Here is a 22003-nt window from a genome sequence, read left to right on the forward strand (position 1 = left end):
CCGGGTGCTGCGCAGCGGGCTCACCGCCCCGCGCCGGGCCCGGTGGCTGCCGGGCGCGCAGCTGGGCTGGACGGCGATGGGGGTGGCGCTGGAGGGGGCGGCTCTGGCCGCCGCGGTGCACGCCGTGGGCGGCTCGGTGCCGCTGCTGGCGACCGCGGCCGTGTACGGCGGGCTGCACCTGCTGTGGTCGGTGCTCCCGGTGACCGCGGCACCCGGCGCCGCCGAGGTCGCCCTCGTCCTGGCGCTGAGCACGCTGGGGGCGCCGCTGGCCGGCGCCTGCGCCGCCGCGCTGGTCTTCCGGTCGCTGGTGTTCTGGGTCCCGGCGCTGGTCGGCACGCTGCTGTCCGCCCGGTTCGAGCACCGCTTCGGCGCGTGACCGCCGCAGCGGAGGAGCCCCGGCGGCGCTCCGCCCGCCGGGTCCTGGCCGGGCCCGCGGGGCGGACCGCCCTCACGGTGGGCGTGGTGGTGGCGGTCTTCGCCGGCCTGCTGCCGCGGATGGCCGACTACTCCGCGGCCTGGGCCCTGGTGCGCGGCCTCACCGCGGCGGAGGTCACCGGGATCGCCGCGATCGCGCTGGTGAACCTGTTCTCCTACGCCCCGCTGTGGATGGCGGCGATGCCGGGGCTGACCCTCGGCCGCGCGGTGCTGTCCGACCAGGCGTCGACGGCAGTGTCCAACACCGTCCCGGTCGGTTTCGCGTTCGGCGTCGGCACCAACGTGGCGATGTACCACTCCTTCGGCTTTCCCGCGGCCGCGATCACCCGCGCCGTCGCGCTCACCGGCGTCTGGAACACCCTGGTCAAGCTCGCCACCCCCGCCGTCGCGCTGGCCGGGGTGGCCCTGGTCGGGGACGTCGACCCCCGGCTGGGCGCCGCCGCCCTCGTCGGCAGCACCGTCCTCCTGCTCAGCGTGCTCGGGCTCGTGCTCGTCCTCACCCACGGCCGGGCGGCCGCGGTGCTGGCCGCGGCCGCCGAGCGGGCGGCGGACCGGGTCGCCCGGGCGGCGCGCCGGCGGCCGCCGTCGGGCTGGGGAGCGCGCACCGACCGGTTCCGCACCGACTCCCTGGACCTCGTGCGGCACCGGTGGGGGCACCTCACCGCCGCGGTGGTCGGCAGCCACGCGGCGCTGTTCCTCGTGCTGCTGACCTGCCTGCGCGCGGTCGGCGGGCAGGGCGCGGACGTCCCGTGGGTCGTGGTCCTGGCCGTCTTCCCCCTCACCCGCCTGGTGATCCTCGTGCCGGTCACGCCGGGCGCCCTGGGGGTCGCCGAGCTCAGCTACGTGGCCGGGCTGACCGCCATCGGCGTGGACCCGTCCGCGGCCGCCGCGGCGGTGTTGCTGTTCCGCTTCCTCACCTGGTTCCTCCCCATCCCGACCGGCGTCGTGGCGTGGCTGCTCTGGCGGCACGGCGTGGGGCAGGTGGACCGGGCCGCACCCGTCGGAGCGGGCTCGTGACCACCGGAGGGGCGCCGGGGCACGTCGCGGGGTACCGCCGGCGGCGGGGTGACGCCGCGACCCTGCTGATCACCACGGCGCTGGCCGCGCTGTGCTCCTGGGCGGTCGCCTCCGGGGACGTCGGGCCGGTCGAGGAGGCGGTGTTCGACTGGGTGAACCGGTGGCCGGACCGGCTGGAGGAGCCGCTGTGGCTGTTCCAGCTGCTCGGGGTCCTGGGGGTGCCGCTGCTGGTCGCGATCCCGGCGCTGGCGCTGCGCCGCTGGCGGCTGGTCCTCGCGCTGGTCCTGCTGGTGCCGCTCAAGCTGCTGGTGCACGGCGAGGTGGTCAAGGGCCTGGTCCAGCGTCAGCGGCCCGAGAGCACCCTGTCCGAGGTGGTGCTGCGGGACGTGCCGTCGGCCGGCGTGGCCTACCCGTCCGGGCACGCGGTCATCACCGCGGGCATCGTCGTCCTGCTCGCTCCCTACGTGCGGCGGCGCTGGCTGGCCGTCCTGGTCGCCCTGGCGCTGCTGAACGCGGTGGCCCGGGTGTTCCTCGGCGCCCACGCACCGCTGGACGTCGTGGGGGGCGCCGCCGTCGGCGCGGCGCTCGGCGCGGCGCTGAACCTGCTGGTCGGGGTGCCGGGATCCGTCCGGTATGCCGTTGGTCCCGGGGCGGGGGGCCGTGCGTCCCTGCCCGCACCAGGGCGGTGACGACTGGACTCGGCCGGACACCGGATCGGGTGGAGGACGACCGATGACCACCGAACCGACGGGGACCGTCGCGCCGGCCGCTCCCGGGCGGGGACTGACCGCCGCCGAGGCCGTACGCCGCCGTCCTCCGGGGGGCAACCGGCTGCCGGTGGAGTCCGCGCCCTCGCCGGTCCGCCTGCTCGTGGCGCAGCTGGTGCACTTCTTCGCCCTCCTGCTCTGGGGGGCGGCCGTGCTGGCCCTCGTCGGCGGCCTGCCCCAGCTGGCCGTGGCCATCGCCGTCGTGGTGGTGCTCAACGGCGTCTTCGCGTTCGTGCAGGAGTACCGCGCCGACCGTGCGGCGGAGGCGCTGCGCGACCTGGTGCCGCACCGGGTGACCGTGCTGCGCGACGGTGCGCGGCAGGAGGTCGACGCGGTCGACGTGGTGACCGGGGACGTGCTGGCGCTCGCCGCCGGCGACCGGCTCGCCGCGGACCTGCGGCTGACCGAGGTGCACGGGCTGCGGGTCGACGAGTCCTCGCTGACCGGCGAGAGCGAGCCGGTGGCCAAGGACACCGGCGACGCCGCCTCCGCCGGCTGCTTCGTGGTCGAGGGCGAGGGCTGGGCGACCGTGGAGGCGATCGGCTCGGACACCCGGCTCGCGTCGATCGCGACGATGACCCGGTCCACCGCCCGGGCGAAGACGCCGCTGGCGCGCGAGCTGCACCGGGTCGTGCGGGTCGTCACCGTCATCGCCGTCGGCCTCGGGATCACGTGCTTCGGCACTGGCGTCTTCCTCGGCCTGCCGATCACCGACGGGTTCCTCTTCGCGGTCGGCGTGACCGTCGCCCTCGTCCCCGAGGGGCTGCTGCCGACCGTCACCCTCTCCCTGGCCCGCGGCGCACAGCTCCTCGCCCGGCGGCATGCCCTGGTCCGGCGGCTGGAGTCGGTGGAGACGCTCGGCTCGACCACCTTCATCTGCACCGACAAGACCGGAACGCTCACGCAGAACCGGATGGCCGTGGTGGCGGTCTGGACGCCGGAGGGACCGGTCGCCGTCTCCGGCGAGGGGTACACCCCCACCGCCGAGCTCGACGGGACGCCGGAGGCACGGGCCGCCGCGCGTGACTTGGCACGGACAGCGGTGCTCTGCTCCACCGGGCGCATCCGGCGGACCGAGACCGGGTGGACGGCGGTCGGTGATCCCATGGAGGCGGCGCTGGACGCCCTCGCTCACCGCAGCGGGGCCACCCGCCTGGACGCCGCCGACGGCGCCGGCACGCGCCGTTTCCCCTTCGACCCGCGGCGGCGACGCATGTCGGTGCTCGTCGACGGCGTCCTGCACGTCAAGGGCGCTCCCGACTCCGTGCTCGCCCGGTGCACCGACGCCCCACCCGAGGCCGCGGAGGAGGCCGCGGCCCTCGCCCGGGAAGGGCTGCGGGTGCTCGCCGTGGCCCGGCGGCAGGTGCCCGGGCCGGCGTCCGGCGCCGACGACGCCGAACGCGGCCTGACCCTGCTCGGCGTCGTCGGACTGGAGGACCCGCCCCGCGAGGGCGTGGCCGACGCCCTCGCCGACTGCCGCCGCGCCGGCGTGCGGGTCGCCATGGTGACCGGTGACGCGGCAGCCACCGCACGGGCCATCGCCGAGGAGATCGGGCTGGCGTACGGCGGCGAGCACCTGGTCGTCGAGGGCGGCGACCTGCCGCACGACCCCGAGGAGCTCGGTGCGCTGCTCGACCGCGACGGCGTGGTGGTGTGCCGCGTGGCGCCCGAGGAGAAGCTGCGCATCGCCCAGGCGCTGCAGGGCCGCGGGCACGTGGTGGCCATGACCGGCGACGGCGTCAACGACGGCCCGGCCCTGCGCGCGGCCGACATCGGCGTCGCCATGGGCGTGGGCGGCACCGACGTCGCCCGCCAGGCCGCGGACCTGGTACTGCTGGACGACGACTTCAACACGATCGTGGCCGCCGTGCGGCAGGGGCGGACGACGTTCGCCAACATCCGCCGGTTCCTCACCTACCACCTGACCGACAACGTCGCCGAGCTGACCCCGTTCGTCGTCTTCACCGTCACCGGCGGCGGGGTCCCGCTCGCCCTCAGCGTGCTGCAGGTGCTGGCGCTGGACATCGTCACCGACCTGCTGCCGGCCCTGGCCCTGGGCGCGGAGCCGGGGTCGTCGCGGGTCCTCGACGGGCCGCCGCCGCGGCGGCGGCTGATCGACCGGTCGATCCTGCGGCGGGTGTTCGGCCTGCTGGGCCCGGTGGAGGCGACGGTGTCGATGGGCGCGTTCCTGGCTGTGCTGGTCGGCGGGGGGTGGGCCTACGGCGAGCCGGTGTCGGCGGGGCTGCTCGCCACGGCGTCGGGGGCGGCGTTCACGGCCGTCGTCCTGGGCCAGTTCGCCAACGCCTTCGCCTGCCGCAGCACCACCAAGCCGCCGTGGCGGCTGCGCGGGCGGTCCAATCCGCTGCTCCTCTGGGCGATCGGCATCGAGCTGCTCGTGCTCGTCGCGGTGCTCGTCGTCCCGCCGGTCGCCGCCCTGCTCGGGCACCGCCCACCCTCGCTGGCCAGCCTCGTGCTCGCGGTCTGCGCCGTGCCGGCCGTGCTCGGTGCCGACGCCCTGGACAAGGCGGTGCGTCACCGGCGCCGCAACTGACCAGGGGCGTCGGCACGATGCCCTCGCCCGGTGACGCGTCGGACCGGTGACGTCCGGCACGTCCCGACCGAGCCGTCGGTCCCTGTGCCCGAACCGCCGCGACCACCAGCGTGGGGGCATGACGGAGAGGGTCAGGGTGCTCGTCGGACACGCCAGCGCAGCCGGCTCGACCAGGGAGATCGCCGAGCGCATCGCCGCCGGTCTCGGCGACGTCGCGGACGTCGTCGTCCGCCCGCTCGGCCCGGACGTGGACCCGGACGAGTTCGACGCGTTCGTGATCGGCAGCGCCATCCACAACCAGGAGTGGCTGCCGGCCGCGGTGGCCTTCCTCGACCGGGGGCGGTCGACCCTCGCGCACCGTCCGGTGTGGTGCTTCAGCGTCGGCGGCGCGGCACCCCGCGGTCCGGTCAGTCGGGCGATCATCCGGATGGAGCTCGAGCGGATCGCGAAGAGCTTCCCGCCCGGGCTGGTTCCCCGTGATCACCCCGTCTTCGCCGGGATCGTCGTGGTCGACGGGCTCCCTCTGTGGGGGAAGCTGTTCTGGCTCGCGCTGGGCGGTCGGCCCGGTGACCACCGGGACTGGCCGGCGGTCGACCGCTGGGCCGCGGACGTCGCGACGGCGCTCGCCGAGCTGCGTCGCGACGGGGCCCGGTCGCCGGCCCACCCGCTCCGCCCGTCCCCCGGCTCCTGACGCCGGGGTCGCCGTCCGCCTCTGGCGCCCCCGCGGAACCGGTCCCCCGGCGCAGGGACGAGGGCCCCGCCGCGGCGGGACCTCGGCCACTCCCCTCCACCGGGCCGTCGACGGAGGCTCGGTGCGAGCAGTCCCCCGTCCGTCGCCCCCGAGGAGGAACCGTGCTCACCGCGCACCTGGACCGCACCACCGCACGCGCCGTGATCGGGCTGGCCAACCTGGCCCCGTCGGTGCACAACTCCCAGCCGTGGCGGTGGCGCGTCGGACCGTCGTCGATCCACCTCTTCGCCGACGCGACGCGGGCGCTCCCGGCCACCGACCCCGAGGGGCGTGACCTGCGGATCAGCTGCGGTGCGGCCCTGCACCACCTGCGGGTCGCGCTGAGCGCCGCAGGCCTGGCGGCACGGGTGCACCGGATGCCCGACCCCGCGCACCCGGCCCACGTCGCGTCGGTCGAGACCACGGCCCGGACGCCGACGGCGGACGACCTGGCGCTGGCCCGCGCGATCGAGCACCGCCGCAGTGATCGCCGCGTGTTCTCGACCTGGCCGGTGCCGCCGGAGTTCCTGACCGAGCTGGCGCGGGCCGCGGAGCACGAGGGCGCCGCCCTGCGGCTGCTGGATCGGGAGTCGCAGCGCTGGGCGGTCCGCCGTCTGGTTGAGCACGCGGCCGTCGAGCAGGCGCTGACCCCCGGGGTCGCCGGTGAGGTGGCGGCGTGGACCGGACGCACCCGGATGGCGCGTGAGGGCGTACCCGCGGCGAACGTGCCGTCGCCGCGGGAGGGGACGGTCCCGGTGCGGCACGTCGCCGGTGCGGAGCAGCCGCAGAGCGAGCTGGGCGTCGGGGAGTCCGACGGGACGGTCCTCGCTGTCCTGTCCACCCGCACCGACACACCGATCGACCAACTGCGCGCCGGCGAGGCGCTCAGCGCCGTCCTGCTCACCGCCACCCGGTCCGGCCTGGCCACCGACCCGGTCAGCCAGCCCCTCGAGGTGCCGACCACCCGTGCCGAGCTCAAGCAGAGCTGCCTGGACGGCGACGGCGAGCCGCAGGTGCTGCTGCGGCTGGGCTGGGCCCCGGTGAGCGCCGACCCCGTGCCGCCGACCGGCCGGCTGCGCGTCGACGACACGATCGACGCCATGGACGCGCCGTGGACGTGACCGGCGCCTGACGATCCTCGGACCGGCGGGATCGGGTCCAGCCCGGTCCGCCGGTCGACGTCGGTCCGGCGACGGCTCCCCGCTCACTGTCAGATCCCCGCTCAGGTCCCCGTCGCCGGACGGCGAACGGCGCGGAGGAGGACGAGGACGGCGGCAGGCACGAGGGCGGCCGCGCCGCTGACCGCGAACTCCGCGGCCGTGAGCGCCTCGGTGTCCAACACCGTCGTGAGGCCGGGCAGATAGACGGCCGCCACCAGCAGCAGCACGTTGGCTCCGACGGCCACCGGCAGCCACGTGCCGGCGCGCCCGGCCCGCCAGGCGCCCCGCGGCCGCAGGGCGAGCGCCAGCGCGAGTTGGGCCACGGCCAGCGTCACGAACAGCTGCGTCTGCCAGGGGCCCCCGCCGGCTCGTGCGGTCACCGCCACCCCGAGGCAGACCGCCGCGACGGCGGCCGCCAGCCCGAGGACCTGCCGCACCAGCGCCCGGTCGAACACCCCGGCCGAGGGCGACCGCGGCGGGCGCCCGAGCACGTCCGGTGCGGCCGGCTCACTGCCCATGGCCACGCCCACGGGCCCGTGGGTGAGCAGGTTGACCCACAGCACCTGCGCCGGCAGCAGTGGCAGTGCCAGCCCGAACGCCGGCCCCAGCAGCATGACCAGCACCTCGGCGGCGCCACCGGCGACGCCGTAACCGACGAACCGGCGGACGTTGTCGAACACCCGACGGCCCTCGGCGATCGCCGCGGTGACCGTGGCCAGGCTGTCGTCGGCGAGCACGAGGTCGGCGGCCTCCTTGGCCACCTCGGTCCCCCGCTGTCCCATCGCCACGCCGATGTCGGCAGCCCGCAGCGCCGGGGCGTCGTTGACGCCGTCCCCGGTCATCGCGACCACGTGGCCGTGGGCCTGCCACCCGGTGACGAAGCGCAGCTTTCCCTCCGGCTCCACACGGGCGAGCACGTGGTCCTGCACCGGGTGACTCTCGTCGACCAGGCCGACCGCCCGCGCCACCGCCTCGGCGGTTCCCACGTGGTCACCGGTCACCAGGACCGGCCGGATCCCCGCCCGGTGGCAGGAGGCGATCGCCGCGGCCGCCTCCGGCCGCACCGGGTCGTCCGAGGCGACCAACCCGAGCAGGACGCCGTCCTGTGCGACCGCGAGCAGCCGGGCGCCCTCGCCCGCCCACCGGGCCGACACCTCGGAAGCGGCGTCCGCATCGGCCAGGCCCGGCACCACCGCCTCCGGTGCGCCCTTGGTGATGACCGTGGTCCGCCCGTCGGGGACGCGGTGTGTGGTCGTCATCCGCCGGGTCACCGCGTCGAAGGGCTCCTCGGCCAGCCGCGGGTGCGCCGCTCGCACCACTGTCACGTCGATCCCGGCGGCTAGAGCCGCCCGCACCAGCGCCGTCTCGGTGTCCGCCGTCCCCGCCGATCCGGCCGCGCCGGCGCCCGTGGGGTCGGCGTCGTTGCAGAGCGCCGCCGCCGCGAGCAACCGGCGCACCGGCGGGGACGCCGCGGCGTCCACCCGCGTTGCCCCGTCGGACGGGGTCCACACGCGGTCGGCCACCATCGCGCCGGCCGTCAAGGTCCCGGTCTTGTCCGTGGCCAGCAGGGTCACCGACCCGAGGGTCTCCACCGCCGGCAGCGACCGGACGACGGCCCCGTGGCGACTCATCCGCGAGGCCCCCCCGGCCAGCGCCAGGGCCACCACCGCCGGCAGCGACTCGGGGACGGCGGCCACGGCCAGCGCCACCGCCGCGACGACCGTGGTCTCCCACGGCTGGCCGCGCAGCAGCCCCGAGGCCACGAAGACCAGGCAGGCGACGGCGACCGCGATTGCGATCTGCCGACCGAGCCGGGCCAGCCGCCGCTGCAGCGGGGTCTGCGGCGAGGACTGCTCCTGGACCAGCGACGCGACCCGGCCGATCGCGCTGGCCGCGCCGGTCGCCGTGACCACGGCCTCGCCGGTACCCCGGACGACGGTGCTCCCCGCGTGCACCATCCCCGCCCGGTCGCCCAGCGGCGTCCCCGGGCCGGACACCGTCTGCGCCGACCGGTCGACCGGCAAGGACTCCCCGGTGAGCAGCGACTCGTCGACCTGCAGGCGGGTACTGCGGAGGAGCCGGGCGTCGGCGCCGACGACGTCACCGGCGCTCAGCCGCAGGACATCGCCGCGCACCAGCTCCCGGGTCGGCACCCACCGGTCCCTGCCGGCCCGCAGGACCCGCGCACTCGGCGCCACCAGCTCGCCCAGCGCGGCCATCGCCCGCAGCGCCCGCCGCTCCTGCACGACGCCCAGCGTCGTGTTCACCACGACGACCAGCAGGATCACCGCGAGGTCGACCAGGTCGCCGGTCGCCGCGGTGAGGACCGCAGCTCCCAAGAGCACCAGGATCAGCGTGTCCCTCAGCTGGCCGAGCACCGAACGAGCCAGGGACACCGGCCGGTGGGTCTGCACCTCGTTGGGCCCCTCGGTCGCCAGCCGCGCAGCCGCCGTCGCGTCGTCCAGCCCGGTGGCGGGGTCGACGCCCGCGGCGGTGGCGACCCGATCGGCCGGGAGCGCCCAGGGCGTGGACCCGTCGGCGGAGGGTGCGACGGCGGCCGGGCGGAGAGCCGGGGGCAGGAGCCGCACCAGGCCCCAGCCGGTCACGACGGCGACCGTGAGGGCCATGGCGCATCCGCCGGCGACCCCGATCAGCGCCACGGCGACCGCTCCCTGACCGGGCCGCCACAACGGTGTGGTCAGGGCCGTGAAGACCGCCAGGCCCGCGAGCCAGCCGGCCGCCGTCCAGCCGATCCACCGGGCCGCCCGGGGCAGCGAGCGCCGCAGCACCGACCACTGCGCCACGCCGATCAATGACAGCAGGAACATTCCCCCGACGCTGCCGAGGGCCACCTGAACCGCGACCGGCCACTCCGTGCCGGTCCCGCCGCGCGCTGCCGGGATCAGTCCCAGCGTCCAGGCGCAAGCGGCGGCTGCGGCCGTCCGCAGCGTCCACGTCCTGCGCGAGAAGCCCGGGAGCACGGCGGCGAGGACGCCGCCCTGCGCCCACCCCAGCACCGCGCCCTCCCCGGCGCCGGCCAGCACGAGGACCGCGAACGCGACCGGGTCACCCGGGTCGTCCGCCCCCGAGAGGACGGCGAACACCGGCACGAGGAACCCCAGGGCCTCACCCAGCGCGGTCGCGGCCACCCAGCGGCGCCACACGGAACCGCCGACGTGCTCCGGCGGGGAGGTCGGTCCGGTGGGGACGACGACGCGAGTGCTCACCTGCAGAGCCTCCGGTTCCCGGGACTGCCCGGTCAGAGCGGAAGGTCCCGCATCGACGGGACCGGCGACTCGTCGTACGGTGGCCGGCCAGCGTCATCCCGAGGAACGCCCCGGTCCGACAGGAGCACGACGGGTGCGTCCCGGCCGAACCGCACCCGGGGGAACTCGCGGACGTGTGCCTGGACGGCCTCGGCGCAGCCGTCGTCCCCGGGCTCGAGCCGTCGTGCGTCACGGCGCTCGACCCTGCCGCGCAGGCGTGGCTCCACCCCCTGGGCGAGGGTCCGACGTTGCGCCACCAGCTCTTGGCGGTGTGCTGCGCGACCAGGACAACGAGGTCGGGCCCGGAGGTCGCGGCCACGACCGGCAGCTCGCGACGGCGACCGGTCCGGCGTCCCCGGTAGGCGAGCAGCACGAGCCGCCGTCCGACCAGCGGGCCACGGCGCGCAGGACCGGATCGGCCAGGTGGTTGCGCAGCCACACGGAACGGTCCTCGGCCGGGCGGGATGGATCGGTACCGATCAGCCGACCAGTGACCGGAGGGTGACCGCCGCGAGCAGCCGCGCCCAAGTGGGCCGGCGCGGCAGCGGTCCGGTCGGGGCCGGGCGGGTGCGCCGCCAGGCACGCCGGGTCGGCCGGACCGCCATGACGCCGCCCTTCATACTGACGCAGCCGCCGGGACCCATGGTGACGGCGGCCTTGGCCGCGCTGGGCCGGGCGGCCAGGCGGCGGGCGATCAGCACCCCGCCGACCACGAGCTCCGCGGTGGTGACGACCCTGGTGACGTCGACGACGGGGTGCCAGCGCACACGCCCGTCGCGGAGCACGAAGGCACCCATGGGACGCCGGCCCGACATCTCGGCATCGAACCCGCCACCCTCCCTCCCGGTCTCGGCGTGGCGGGTCGTGGTGTGGCTCCTGGCCGCCGTCGCGGTGATCACGCTCGTCCCGTCCCGCTCGTACGGCGGAGCGAAGGCGAGGACCTCATGCTCACGGTGGTTCGGGGAGGTACGGGGCACGGTCATCTGCACTCCAGGTGTGAGGCGCGCTTCCGACCACGCTCGCAGGGCACGGGCAGATCACGGACGGGCCAGAGGTCCCGGCGGCGGACGCCCTTCGACCGGCGCGGGGATCTGCGTTCCACCCGAGCATCGGCCAGAGGCCACGGCCGGCCTTCCGACGACGGGGAGGGTGCGAGCGAGATGAGGGCGCACACGGGTGCCCTGACCGTGGACGTGGTGCGAGCGGACGTCGTCGATGCCGACCGGGTGGACCTCGTCGTGTCGCTCATGGCCACTCATGACGTGGTCGTCGACCGCGGCGAGGTCGAGCTGGTCCGCGCGCTGGCCCTCACCCACCGGGAACGGAACTGGAACGGCGCCAGCTCCATCGTGAGCCGGAGAACCGAGTCCGTGCTCGGCCGGGTCGACCTCGAGGCGCCGGGTCCCCTGGCGGCCGGGCAGACCGAACACCTGCACGTCGTCGTCCCCGTGCCGACCGGCGGCGAGGCCTCGATCGCCGGCCGACTGGTCCAGCAGCAGTACGCCGTGCGAGTGCAGTTCCGGACCGGGGAACGCCAGGTCCGGGCCACGAAGGACGTCCACGTCCCCTCAACGCCGGACCCGTCCTTGTTCGAGCCGCCATCCGCCGTGCGGGACGACGCCGGGACCGCCGTCCTCGGCATCGAGGACGTACCGCCCCGGCTGTACGGCGGGGTCCCGGTGCGAGGCACGGTGACGCTGGACCCACTGGTCGGCGGGCACGCACGCGCGGTGCGCGTGGACCTCCTGATGGTGGAGCATGTGTCCGCTTCGCCCGGCGAGCCGTTGCAGGAGGACCTCGACGCCTCGAGCGTCATCTCCTCCGTCACCCCCGCCGAGCACGTGGAGCTCGTGCCCGGTCAGGCCCTGCGGCTGACGTTCACCCTGCACGCGCCCGATCGCCTCCCGGCGCCGACCGTGCGGACCCCGGACTTCGCGGTGCGCTGGGTGCTGCAGGCCGCCCTCGACCGACCCCTGCGGCGCGATCCCCGGGTGACGCTCGAGCTCCTGGCGGCGACGGACTGACGGGTCGGCGGTACCCCCGTCCCGGTCTTGTTGGCCCGCAGTGCCCACGGAGCCGGCCGTTGGGCTACCACGATCCGCCGCCACCGCCCCCCGCGCCTCCGCCGACGCCACTCTCGCCGCTCCCGCCCGAGGACGACGACGGCGCGACGCTCGTCGTGGCGCATCGCCCTCGGGGCAGAGGGTGTGCCGTGCACTGCGGAGGTCACGTCGTCACCGGCCGCAAACGGGGCAGCGGAGGGGCAGGGACGAACGTCCTGCCGGCGCGGGCAGCCGGTCACCGGGACCACGCCGACGCACGGGGGCCCCGAGCGGCGGCCCTGCGGCATCGGGACGAACGACCCTCACGGTCGCGGGGTCGCCCCGTCACCGTGGGGACGTGTCCGCCGACCCGGAGCCGCTGCTCGAGGCGGCCCTGAACCTGTCCCGCTTCCACCGGGAGCACGAGCGGTTCTACGCCTCCTCGCCACTGGAGACGGCGCTGCGGCTGCAGCGGCACGCCCGTGCTCTGCAGGCACTGGCCGACCGGTGGACCGCCGCCGTGCCGTCGGAGCATCCGGCGCCGAGCCCCTATGCGGGCGCCGAGGACCTCAACAGCGAGGCCGCGACCGCCCTCGACGGCGTGCTGTTCCTGGAGGGCGGGGGCCGCCCGGCCGAGATGACCGCGATGATCGGCGAGCTGCGCGCCGACGCCGACGGCTTCGCAGCGGGTGGTAAGTGGCTGGCGGAGGCGATGCAGGCGTCGTGGAACGGGGCCGCGGCGCTGCTCGAGATCGACGCCCTCGCCGACGTCATGGGCGAACGCCACCGGATCATCGCCAACGACTGGCTGGCCGCGCACGTGCAGTCGTTGATCGCCACCCTGCTCGCCCGCGCCGCCGACATGCTGGAACGCGTCGACCTCACCCCGGCCGCGCTGCGTGCCGACCTCGCCGGCGCCCGCGTGGCGCCCGGCCGGCTGTACGCCGCGGCCGAGGTGGTCTCCCGGGCCGCGGACCTGTGCTGCGAGTCCGCCGAGCTGGTGCACGACAACGAACGCCGCTGGCGGGTGACCCGCGGGCGGATCGAGGAGGTCGTGCGGGCGATGCCGCCTGACGGCGCCCGGACCTCGCCCCCGACTGCCGATGAGGAGCGGCGTCGCGGGGAGGTCGACGGCTGAGGACGGGGCGGGGCTACAGCCCCGCTGCTGTCCCGGCCTGCGGGGGCTCCAACCGGACGACCGGCCGGAAGGCGACGAACGGGTGGGTGGCGGTGAACTCCCGGATCGCGGCGTCGTCCCGCAGGTCGCCCCAGCCCAGGATCCTGCTGAGCAGCGCGAACCGATGCGGATGCGCGCGGCAGAAACCGACAGCGACGTCGAACGCCTCCGCCTCGGTGAGGAACCGCTGCTGCGGGGCGAACTCCCGACCGCCCAACTGCACCTTCGCGGCAGGGTGGGCCTGCAGGTTGCGGTACCAGTCGGTCTGCGGCCCCCAGGCCGCGCAGATGACGACCTCGTCAGTCGTCTCGTCGTAACGCAGCACCATCGCGACCGCCTGGTGCGGCCGGCCGGTCCTGCGACCGATGTGGGTGAACGCCACGAACGTCCGGCCCACAGCCGGCCCGGCGTTGTGCCGGTATGCCGTCAACGGCAGCCGGAACACGGCCAGCGCGAGTCGGCCCGGTCTGCGCCGCAGCCCGAGCAGCGGCCGGTCGTGGCCGCCCGGGTGATACGTGTCCGGAGCCGGCATGCCCACCTCCACGCGTGGGCCCCCGCGCCGTCCTGTCGACTGCACGGAACACCGCCGACCACCCACCAGACCAGTGACGATGGTCCTGCGGACCTGGCCGGTAGGCCGCCGTGGCACCGGCCGGCACGGCGGCGTGCCCGCTCCTCGTGGCCCGGCCGTCGGTCGCCGCCCGATCTCGGGTAGTCGCGGGGATCGACGGCTCGCCCGGGATCCGTGGCGTGCTCGACGCCGCCGTCCTCGGGGCCCGCATTCGCACCGCGACCCATCACGGCCGGCGGCCCCGGGTGCTGCCCGGCGCTCGACCGTGGAGGGCTGGGCCCCGCCGTGAACCGGGCAGGGCCCAAGGTCGCGGTACCCGGTGACCGCCGCCCCCGGTGCCCTCGCGCGGGCGCGGCGAGGCTGGACCGGAGCCGACCCGGGAGGCCTTCGATGACAGCCCAACCGACCAGCGCCCCGCCCCTCGACATCGAGCCCAGGGACACCGTCTCGGCGGGGTCCGACCTGGTGGTGCCACTGTCCGAGCTGCGGGCCGCTGACGTCGGTCGCGCCGGAGGCAAGGGCGCCAACCTCGGCGAGCTGCTGCGCGCCGGGCTGCCCGCGCCGGACGGGTTCGTGGTGCTCGCCGCAGGCCTGCGGTCGGCCCTGACGGCGGCCGGGGTGGCCGCGGACGTCGCCCGCCTGCACACCGAGGCGCTGGCCGCTGCGCGGCACGCCGGTTCCTCACCGCTGGCCAGCCGGCTTCCGCTGTGCTCGCGGCGACTGCAGGCCACCGTCCGCCGGGCCGGGGTGCCGGCCGGGCTGGTCGAGGAACTGCGCGCCGCCTACGCCCGGCTGGGGAACGAGCCGCCGGTCGCCGTCCGCTCCTCCGCCGTCGGCGAGGACAGCGCTGACACCTCCTTCGCCGGGATGAACGCCAGCTTCACCAACGTGCGTGGGCTCGACGCGGTCGTGGCGGCCGTCGTCGAGTGCTGGGCCTCGGCCTTCGCCCCCCGCTCGGTGGCCTACCGGGCCGCGCAGGGGGTGGACGGCGCGCCCGAGCTAGCGGTCGTCGTGCAGCGCATGGTGACTGCGCGGAAGTCCGGGGTGGCGTTCACAGCGGACCCCGTGAGCGGCCGGCGGGACCGGGTGGTGGTCGAGGCGGCGTGGGGCCAGGGGGAGGTGGTGGTGGGCGGACAGGTGGAGCCCGACACGTTCGTCCTCGACGTGACGGACCTGCAGCTGCTGTCGGTGCACCGCGGCGAGCAGGACGTCCAGGTGGTCCCCGCGCCCGAGGGAGGCGACCGGTCCGTTCCCGTGGCGAGCGGCGGGGCCGCCGTTCTGACCGAGGACGAGGCAACGGAGGTCGCCCGGCTGGCCCTGCGGGTGCAGCAGCTCTCCGGCCGGCCGCAGGACGTCGAGTGGGCCGCCGACGACGACCGGGTGTGGCTGGTGCAGGCCCGCCCGATCACCACGCTCCCGGACGGCGGCGAGCCGTCTGGGCCCGACGGATCCGCCCCCGACGCCTCCAGGACCCCGGCTGCCGCCCCGCCGGTGGCCCACGGTCTGGGGGCCTCGCCCGGCCGTGCCAGCGGGCGGGTGCGGGTCCTCCACACGCCCGACGAGGGCGGCCGGCTGAGTGCCGGCGAGGTCCTGGTGGCACCGAGGACGGACCCGGACTGGATGGAGACCATGCGCCGGGCCGCGGCCGTGGTCACCGACATCGGCGGCGTCACCTGCCACGCCGCCATCGTCGCGCGCGAACTCGGCGTGCCCGCCGTGGTCGGCGCCCGGACCGCGACGGCCGACCTGCACGACGGGGACGAGGTCACCGTCGACGGGGACGCCGGGCTGGTGTGGCCGGGCCGGCTCGCGGCCGGAGCCGCTGCCACCCCACGGCCCGCACCCGCCACCGCGGCGCGCACGGTCACCCCATCGCTTCCGGACGGCGGACCGGAGGTCACCGCCACCACCCTGTACGTCAACCTGGCCGACCCGGCGCAGGCGGACACGGTGGCCCGGCTGCCGGTGGACGGCGTAGGGCTCCTCCGCGCCGAACTGCTGCTCACCCGCGCGCTCTCCGGCCGGCACCCGGCCGACATGATCGCGCGGGGCGAGTCCGAGCGTGTGGTGTCCGCGCTCGCCGTCGGCATCGCCACGATCGCGCGGGCGTTCGCTCCCCGCCCGGTCGTCTACCGCACGGCCGACCTGCGGACCAACGAGTTCCGCGGGCTGGTCGGCGGGGCCGCTCACGAGCCGGTCGAGGACAACCCGATGATCGGCAACCGGGGCTGTGTCCGGTATGTGCACGACCCGTCGCTGTTCCGGCTGGAGCTGGAGGCCCTCGCCCGGGTCCGGGAGGAGTGTCCCGGCCTGGCGGTGATGATCCCGTTTGTCCGGACCCGCTGGGAGCTGGAGCGGTGCCTGCAGCTCATCGACGTCAGCCCGCTCGGCCGCCAGCGCGGGCTGCACCGCTGGGTGATGGCCGAGGTGCCGTCGGTGGCGTACTGGCTGCCCGAGTACATCGGCCTCGGCGTCGACGGCGTCTCGATCGGCAGCAACGACCTGACCCAGCTGGTGCTCGGTGTCGACCGGGACTCCGCGGACCTCACCGACCTGTTCGACGAGGCGGACGCGGCCGTGCTCGACGTGATCGACCGGGTGATCGGCACGGCGCGCCGGATGGGCGTCCCCTCGTCGCTGTGCGGGCAGGCACCGTCTCGGCACCCGGCCTACGTCGAGCACCTCGTCCGCACGGGCATCACCTCCGTGTCGGTCGAGCCGGCCGCGGTGGCGGCGACCCGACGGGCACTGGTGGCCGCCGAACGCCGGGTCCTCCTGGAGGCCGCCCGCATCCGGGACGCGGTGGCGCAGCGGTGACGGGCACCGGATCAGCCGCCCCGCACAGCGACCTGCCGGTCGTCGTCGGGGTGGACGGGTCGCGCGACGCGACGGCCGCCGCACGGCTCGGCGCCCGCGAGGCCGCCTTCCGCAGCGCGCCGCTGCGGCTCGTGCTGGCCTTCCCGTGGGCCCAGGGCGACCGGATCCCGGCACCCGAGGGCTTCGACGCCTGGGCGGTGCTGCGCGCGAGCGCCGACTTCGTCCTGGGTTCGTTGGAGGCCATGGCCCGCGAGGAGGCCCCCGGGTTGCGGGTCGAGTCACGGCTGGCGGACGGGCCGGCCGTCGACGTCCTCGTCGCGGAGAGTGAGACGGCTCAGCTGCTGTGCGTCGGGTCCACCAGCACCGGCGGCGTCGGGGACCTGCTGCTCGGTTCGACCGCGTCGGCCGTCGTCCGCCTGTCGCGGTGCCCGGTCCTGGTGGTGCCACAGCGCCCCGGGACGGCGGTCTCCGAGCGGTCCGGGGTCGTCGTCGGACTGGACGGCACGTCGGACGACGACCCCGTGCTGGCCTTCGCGCTGCGTGCCGCCGCCGACCGGAGCACCGAGCTGGTCGCGGTGCACACCTGGGAGCACATGGCCCCGGGACCGGTCGGCCTCCTCGCCGACCCCCTGATGGGCGACACGGCGGCTCGCCGCCGGGCGGAGGCGCTGCTCACCGACTCCCTCGACCGAGCCGGGGTCACCGACGTCCCGGTGCGCCGGGTCGTCGAGCCGGGGCGGCCGGCCGAGGCGCTGCTCGCCGTCGCCACCACCGCGCAGCTGCTCGTGGTCGGGCACCGGCACCGCCGCGGTGGGGCACTCGGGGTCCTGCGCTCGGTCACCAACGCGGTGCTGCACCGTGCGGCGTGCCCGGTCGCGGTCGTGCCGCTGCCCGCCCGGGCGGACCGCGCCGTCGCATCGGTCACCGCTCCGGCCGGCCGGCGCTGACCGGACGCCGTCACCCGCCGGCGGCACCCACCCGGACCCGCACGTCGAGCGCCGTGCACCGGCGCGTGCCCACCACCAGCGGGTTGACGTCGACCTCGGCCACCTCGGGGAGCGCGTCGGCCAGCCAGGCCACCCGGCGCAGGCAGTCGGCGATCCCGGCGCGGTCCAGCGACCTGCCGTGCGGGGTGTCGAACAGTCCGGTGGCGGCCAGCATCTCCGCGGCGTCGGCATCGGTGAGCGGCGCCAGCCGGTGCACCCGGTGGCCCAGCGCGTCCGCGGCCCGGCCGCCGGGGCCGAGCGCGACCACCGCACCGGCCGCCGGGTCGTGGACCGCGCCCACCAGCAGCTCGTCCCCCGGTTCGACCACGGGCTGCACAACCGCGCCGAGCCAGTCCTGCCCGCTGCGCTGCACCCACTCGGCGACCACGCCGGCGACCTCGCGCGCACCGGTCACCGGGAGGCGGAGCAGCCCGGCGTCGGCCTTGTGCGGCACCCCGCGGACCACTCCCTTCACCGCGACCGGCCCGCGTAGTCGCGCCGCGGCCGCCCCGGCCTCCGCGGCCGTGGGGGCCCAGTGCGTCGGGACCATCGGCAGGGCCGCGGCCGCGCAGAGCCCGGCCACCTCGGCGGGGAGCAGCCAGTCACCCTGCGGCGCCCGGTCCAGGACGCCGGTGACGACGGCTCGCGCGGCGCGGACGTCCACGCCGGGCGGGGCGGCCGCGACCGCAGCCGGGCGGGCCAGCCAGGCCGCCCGGCGGGCGACGACGGCGAGGGCGTGCGCGGCCGTCGCGGGATCGGCGACCGAGACGAGGAAGCGGCCCGGGTCCGGCAGCTCCACCCGTTCCACCGCGGTCGCCCGGCCGAGCCGGACGTCGACCACGGGAGTGCTCTCGCCGTGGGTCGCGGCCGCGTCGGCAACGCCGGGTGCCGGGTCGCTGACCGCCGTCGGCGCCGTCACCGTCACCACGGCGGAGACGGCGGAGTCCTCGAGCAGGCAGGACAGGGCCGCCGCGAAGGCACCGGGCGACACGGCGGCGCCGGCGTCCACCGGGTTGCCCGTGCTCGCCAGCAGAGGCAGCACGGTCCGCAGCCGGGCCTGCAGCGGCTCGGGCAGCGGGTCGACGGCCAGCCCGGCGGACACGCAGGCATCGGCGGCCAGCACTCCTCCCCCGCCCACGTTGGTCAGGACGGCGACCGTCCCGGGGCCGGGCAGGGGCTGGCCGCGGAGCAGGCCGACCGCGGCGGTGAGCGCCGTGAGGTCGGGCACCGACTGGATACCGGCCGAGGCGTAGGCCGCCTCCCGGACCGCCCGGGGCGTCGCCGCCCGCGCCGTGTGCGATGCGGCGGCTCGCGCCCCCGCCCGGGTCGTGCCGGACTCCAGGGCCACGATCGGCACCCGTGCCCCCAGGTGGGCGGCCGTACCGACCAGGCCCCGCAGGTCGGGCTCGGACTCGGCATACACGACGGCCACCCGCGTCCCGGGGAACTCGTCGAACCAGGCGAGCAGGTCACGAGCACCGACGTCGGCGGCCTCCCCGACGGACACCATCGCCGACAGCCCGAGCCCCAGCCCTCCCAGCGCGGGGATCGCAGCGAGCGCGATGCCACCGGACTGCGTGACCACGCCGATGTCACCGGCCGGGATACGCAGCCCGGTGAAGGTCGCGTCGAGGAACGCCGGAGGTCCGGGCGCAGACACCCCCAGGCTGTTGGGGCCGACCATCCGCATCCCGGAGCTGCCGGTCAGGTCACGGACCCGGTCGGCCGCTCCGGGGACGCGGTCGAGCCCGCCCGAGACGACCAGCAGCGCCCGGACCCCCCGTTCGCCGCACTGCTCGACCACGTCGGGCACCGCCGAGGCGGGCACGCAGACGACGGCGAGGTCGACCGTGGACGGAAGGTCCCGCACCGAGGGGTGACACGGGACGTCCTCGATGACTCCCGCGTGCGGGTTCACGGCGGACACCTCACCGGGGAACCCGGCCGCGCGCAGGCTGCGCAGCACCGCCCGGCCGACCGACGTCTCCCTCCGGCCGGCACCCACGACGGCGACCGATCGAGGCCGGAGCACCGCCCGGAGGCCGGCGGCCGCCGCCGTCCGGTGCCGCTCCTCGGCGACGTCCCGGTACCGGCCGCCCGGGTGCAGCGCCACCTCGATCCGCAGCGTCGTGCCCTCCCGGCGCACGTCCAGCGGCAACCCGAGGTCGTGCAGCACCCGGATCATCGGCCCGTTCCCGGCGAGCACCATGGCGAGCAGGCGGGAGATGCCCATCCGCCCGGCGGTGACGGCGAGCTGCTCGAGGAGGACGGTGGCGACGCCCGTGTGCCGTACCGCGGGGTCCACCACCGCGGCGGCCTCGGCGACCTCGCCGCCCAGCGGGAGCAGCTGGACGACGCCGACCAGCCGCCCTCGGACGCGGGCACCGAGGGACACCGCGCCCGTCGCCGGGTCCACCGTCCGGCGCACGTACCCCTCGAGGTCGCTGGGGTGCAGGGTCGCGAAGCGGAGGTAGCGGTCCCGGTCGGGCAGCCGCTCGTGCAGGTCCAGCAGCTCCGGCACGTCCTCCGGGCCGAGTGCCACGAGAACGGCGGGGGTCCCGTCGCGCAGCAGCACGCGCGCCGGCCGGGCGACGCCGACGCCCCGGCGGGCGGTCCGGGGCGGGGATGTGCTGGTGGTCACCGGTCCCCCGCCCGGGACGAGGTGACCAGAAAGGCACCGATGGCAGTGCCCCAGGCCGTGGCCGCCGCCAGGTCCCGGAAGTCACCCTCGGGGGCGCGCAGCGCCGTGACGACGGCCCGCTCGGGCAGGCGCAGGAGGGACCGGTCGAGCCGCCCGGGGAACAGCCGGTGCTCCTGGCACCGCGTCAGGGTGAGCATCTCGCCGACGTCCAGGAGCTCCTCGGGGGGCCGGGCCGGCGTCCCGACCGGGCCGCTGGAGAACGCCCAGACCGGCCGGTCCCACAGGTCGATGGCGCAGCGCAGGACGAACTCGCGGGCCTCGGCGAGCCAGTGCCCGTGGTAGACGGCGCTGCCGATCACGACGGCGTCGAAGTCCCGGACCGAGTCCACGTCGCCGGCAGCCCGGACGTCGACCTGCGCACTCCCGGCCTGCCGGATCCCGTCGGCCACCGCCTCCGCGACGCCCCTGGTCCCCCCGTGCCGGCTCGCGACCGCGACCAGCACCCGACCCCGGCGTGGGTGCCCTGCGTCATGGCCTCCCGGTCGATCGGTCGAGCTCGGAACGTCGGGACGGTGTGTCTCCCGGACGTCCGCCACCCGGGCGAGCCGGTCCATGACGGCCTCCTCGTCCACGGGGACGGCGAGCACGCGCAGCCCCGTCGCCACGAGCCGCTCGCTCGGCGACCCGAGCTGCCGCGCGGTGCCGGGCCGCAGGGCCAGCAACCGGGCGCAGACCCGTTCACGCACCTCGGACGAGTGCACCCCGATGCCCCCGGTGAACACGAGCGAGTCCCAGCCGTCCAGGGTGGTCACGCAGGCGGCGACGGCCATCGCGACGTCCCGGACGAAGACCCGCAGGGCCAGGTCGGCCGCCGCATCCCCGGCGTCGAGGAGGACCTGCAGGTCGGTCCGGCCGCCGGACAGCCCGGAGATACCCGATCGCCGGTTGAGCAGGTCGCGCACGGCCACCGTCGAGCCCTCGCGCTCCACCAGCCGCAGGACGACCTCCGGATCGAGGTCGCCGCTGCGGGTCAGCGACGGCACGCCTCCGGCGGGGCTGAGCGCCATGGTCGTGTGCCGGGGTGTTCCGGAGTCGACCGCGGTGACGCTGCACCCGCTGCCCAGGTGGACGACCACGGCGCGCCCGAGGCCGGGCAGCAGGTCGACGACGCTCTGCACCGCCAGGCCGTGAAACCCCCATCGGCGCAGCCCGGCACCGCGGGCGTCCGCCGGCAGCGGCAGGGTGACGGCCTCGTCGGGCAGTCGGTCGTGGAAGCCGCTGTCCGGGACGAGCACCACCCGCGCCTGCGGCCACTGGCGGCACGCCTGGTCGACGACGTCCAGCTGCCGCGGCAGGTGCAGCGGGTCGAGCTCGGCCTCGGCGCGGAGGCGGGCGAGCAGGGCGTCGCGGGCGGGGGCTGCCTCGCGCAGCACCGGGCTGCCGTGGACGATCCGGTGTGCCACGACGCCGGGCCGCAGACCGTGCCGGGTGAGGGCCGCAGCGACCACGGCGAGGACGTCGTCCCACCCGGTGCAGCGACCGGCGTCCTCGGGAGGCGAGCCGGGCACGTCCACGGTGACGCGCCCGGCGCCCCGGTCGAGGCCGGCGACGTCCATCCGCAACCGCAGCGCCGGGTCGCGCACCGCCGCCTTGAGCGAACTGGAGCCGACGTTCAGGGACAGGACCAGGGGTCCGCCGGGGAGCCGGGACGACGTCATGGTCGGTAACCCCTTCGAGGGTCGGCGGAACGCAGGACCAGGCTGGCACCGCCAGCGGCCGGGGCGATGAGGTCGGAGGTCCCGATCCCTGATGACCTTCCGGCGCCGTGCCGCACGCCTGGCCG

General features: G+C 76.5%; 15 protein-coding genes. 10 read left to right on the plus strand and 5 right to left on the minus strand.

The features are described 5' to 3' along the window. The 6 genes from BUB17_RS22200 to BUB17_RS22225 all read left to right on the plus strand — a co-directional run. The coding region (locus BUB17_RS22200; RefSeq protein ID WP_175561457.1) for a lysylphosphatidylglycerol synthase domain-containing protein at positions 1-376 on the plus strand (376 nt) is incomplete at its 5' end. After that, positions 373-1452 carry a lysylphosphatidylglycerol synthase transmembrane domain-containing protein gene (locus BUB17_RS22205; RefSeq protein WP_072920847.1) on the plus strand — a complete coding sequence of 360 codons (1080 nt, stop codon included), beginning with the start codon at positions 373-375 and terminating at the stop codon, positions 1450-1452. The genes BUB17_RS22200 and BUB17_RS22205, both read left to right, overlap by 4 nt. After that, positions 1449-2141 carry a phosphatase PAP2 family protein gene (locus tag BUB17_RS22210; RefSeq protein ID WP_072920848.1) on the plus strand — a complete coding sequence of 231 codons (693 nt, stop codon included), beginning with the start codon at positions 1449-1451 and terminating at the stop codon, positions 2139-2141. Before BUB17_RS22205 ends, BUB17_RS22210 begins: the two co-directional genes overlap by 4 nt. Positions 2142-2184: 43 nt before the next feature. After that, on the plus strand, positions 2185-4770 hold the full coding sequence (locus BUB17_RS22215; RefSeq protein WP_072920849.1) for a cation-translocating P-type ATPase: 2586 nt from the start codon (positions 2185-2187) through the stop codon (positions 4768-4770). A 118-nt stretch (positions 4771-4888) separates the two neighbouring features. Then, entirely contained in the window at positions 4889-5461 is a 573-nt protein-coding gene (locus BUB17_RS22220) for a flavodoxin domain-containing protein (protein ID WP_072920850.1), read from the plus strand. 161 nt (positions 5462-5622) lie between these two features. Further along, the gene (locus tag BUB17_RS22225; RefSeq protein WP_072920851.1) at positions 5623-6621 is read left to right on the plus strand and encodes an Acg family FMN-binding oxidoreductase; all 999 of its coding nucleotides are present in this window, start codon (positions 5623-5625) and stop codon (positions 6619-6621) included. Between the two features lie 101 nt (positions 6622-6722). On the opposite strand, the gene BUB17_RS22230 is transcribed toward BUB17_RS22225, so the two are convergent. Together BUB17_RS22230 and BUB17_RS22240 are read right to left on the minus strand one after the other, a co-directional pair. Continuing rightward, positions 6723-9887: a cation-translocating P-type ATPase gene (locus BUB17_RS22230; RefSeq protein ID WP_208983578.1), complete on the minus strand. Its 3165-nt coding sequence runs from the start codon at positions 9885-9887 to the stop codon at positions 6723-6725. A 518-nt stretch (positions 9888-10405) separates the two neighbouring features. Next, positions 10406-10909, minus strand: a complete 504-nt coding sequence (locus BUB17_RS22240) for a hypothetical protein (RefSeq protein WP_072920853.1) — start codon at positions 10907-10909, stop codon at positions 10406-10408. A 177-nt stretch (positions 10910-11086) separates the two neighbouring features. Between BUB17_RS22240 and BUB17_RS22245 the strand changes: the two genes are divergently transcribed. Both BUB17_RS22245 and BUB17_RS22250 read left to right on the plus strand, forming a co-directional pair. Next, positions 11087-11950 carry a hypothetical protein gene (locus tag BUB17_RS22245; protein WP_072920854.1) on the plus strand — a complete coding sequence of 288 codons (864 nt, stop codon included), beginning with the start codon at positions 11087-11089 and terminating at the stop codon, positions 11948-11950. 376 nt (positions 11951-12326) lie between these two features. Then, positions 12327-13106: a hypothetical protein gene (locus BUB17_RS22250; RefSeq protein WP_072920855.1), complete on the plus strand. Its 780-nt coding sequence runs from the start codon at positions 12327-12329 to the stop codon at positions 13104-13106. 13 nt (positions 13107-13119) lie between these two features. On the opposite strand, the gene BUB17_RS22255 is transcribed toward BUB17_RS22250, so the two are convergent. Beyond that, positions 13120-13677: a nitroreductase family deazaflavin-dependent oxidoreductase gene (locus tag BUB17_RS22255; RefSeq protein ID WP_141243150.1), complete on the minus strand. Its 558-nt coding sequence runs from the start codon at positions 13675-13677 to the stop codon at positions 13120-13122. Positions 13678-14106: 429 nt separating this feature from the next. On the opposite strand from BUB17_RS22255, the gene ppsA reads away from it, so the two are divergent. Both ppsA and BUB17_RS22265 read left to right on the plus strand, forming a co-directional pair. Next, positions 14107-16533, plus strand: a complete 2427-nt coding sequence (ppsA, locus tag BUB17_RS22260; RefSeq protein WP_083606526.1) for a phosphoenolpyruvate synthase — start codon at positions 14107-14109, stop codon at positions 16531-16533. Next, positions 16530-17480, plus strand: a complete 951-nt coding sequence (locus tag BUB17_RS22265; RefSeq protein WP_083606527.1) for a universal stress protein — start codon at positions 16530-16532, stop codon at positions 17478-17480. Before ppsA ends, BUB17_RS22265 begins: the two co-directional genes overlap by 4 nt. 10 nt (positions 17481-17490) lie before the next feature. Here the strand turns inward: BUB17_RS22265 and BUB17_RS22270 are convergent, their stop codons facing one another. Then, a complete protein-coding gene (locus BUB17_RS22270) occupies positions 17491-20160 on the minus strand; it encodes a GNAT family N-acetyltransferase (RefSeq protein WP_072920857.1) in 2670 nt (889 codons plus the stop codon). Continuing rightward, positions 20157-21878, minus strand: a complete 1722-nt coding sequence (locus BUB17_RS22275; RefSeq protein WP_072920858.1) for a flavodoxin domain-containing protein — start codon at positions 21876-21878, stop codon at positions 20157-20159. The genes BUB17_RS22270 and BUB17_RS22275 overlap by 4 nt, the downstream gene beginning before the upstream one ends. Between the last annotated feature and the right edge of the window lie 125 nt (positions 21879-22003).

It is taken from the genome of Geodermatophilus obscurus (assembly GCF_900143215.1).
GTDB classification, from domain to species: Bacteria; Actinomycetota; Actinomycetes; order Mycobacteriales; family Geodermatophilaceae; genus Geodermatophilus; species Geodermatophilus obscurus_A.

Bases quoted from the DNA above. Each gene is read 5' to 3' on its own strand.
- BUB17_RS22215 (WP_072920849.1), top strand. From the start codon at position 2,185: ATGACCACCGAACCGACGGGGACCGTCGCGCCGGCCGCTCCCGGGCGG.
- BUB17_RS22240 (WP_072920853.1), bottom strand. From the start codon at position 10,909: ATGACCGTGCCCCGTACCTCCCCGAACCACCGTGAGCATGAGGTCCTC.
- BUB17_RS22255 (WP_141243150.1), bottom strand. From the start codon at position 13,677: ATGCCGGCTCCGGACACGTATCACCCGGGCGGCCACGACCGGCCGCTG.
- ppsA (WP_083606526.1), top strand. From the start codon at position 14,107: ATGACAGCCCAACCGACCAGCGCCCCGCCCCTCGACATCGAGCCCAGG.
- BUB17_RS22275 (WP_072920858.1), bottom strand. From the start codon at position 21,878: ATGACGTCGTCCCGGCTCCCCGGCGGACCCCTGGTCCTGTCCCTGAAC.
- BUB17_RS22220 (WP_072920850.1), top strand. From the start codon at position 4,889: ATGACGGAGAGGGTCAGGGTGCTCGTCGGACACGCCAGCGCAGCCGGC.
- BUB17_RS22245 (WP_072920854.1), top strand. From the start codon at position 11,087: ATGAGGGCGCACACGGGTGCCCTGACCGTGGACGTGGTGCGAGCGGAC.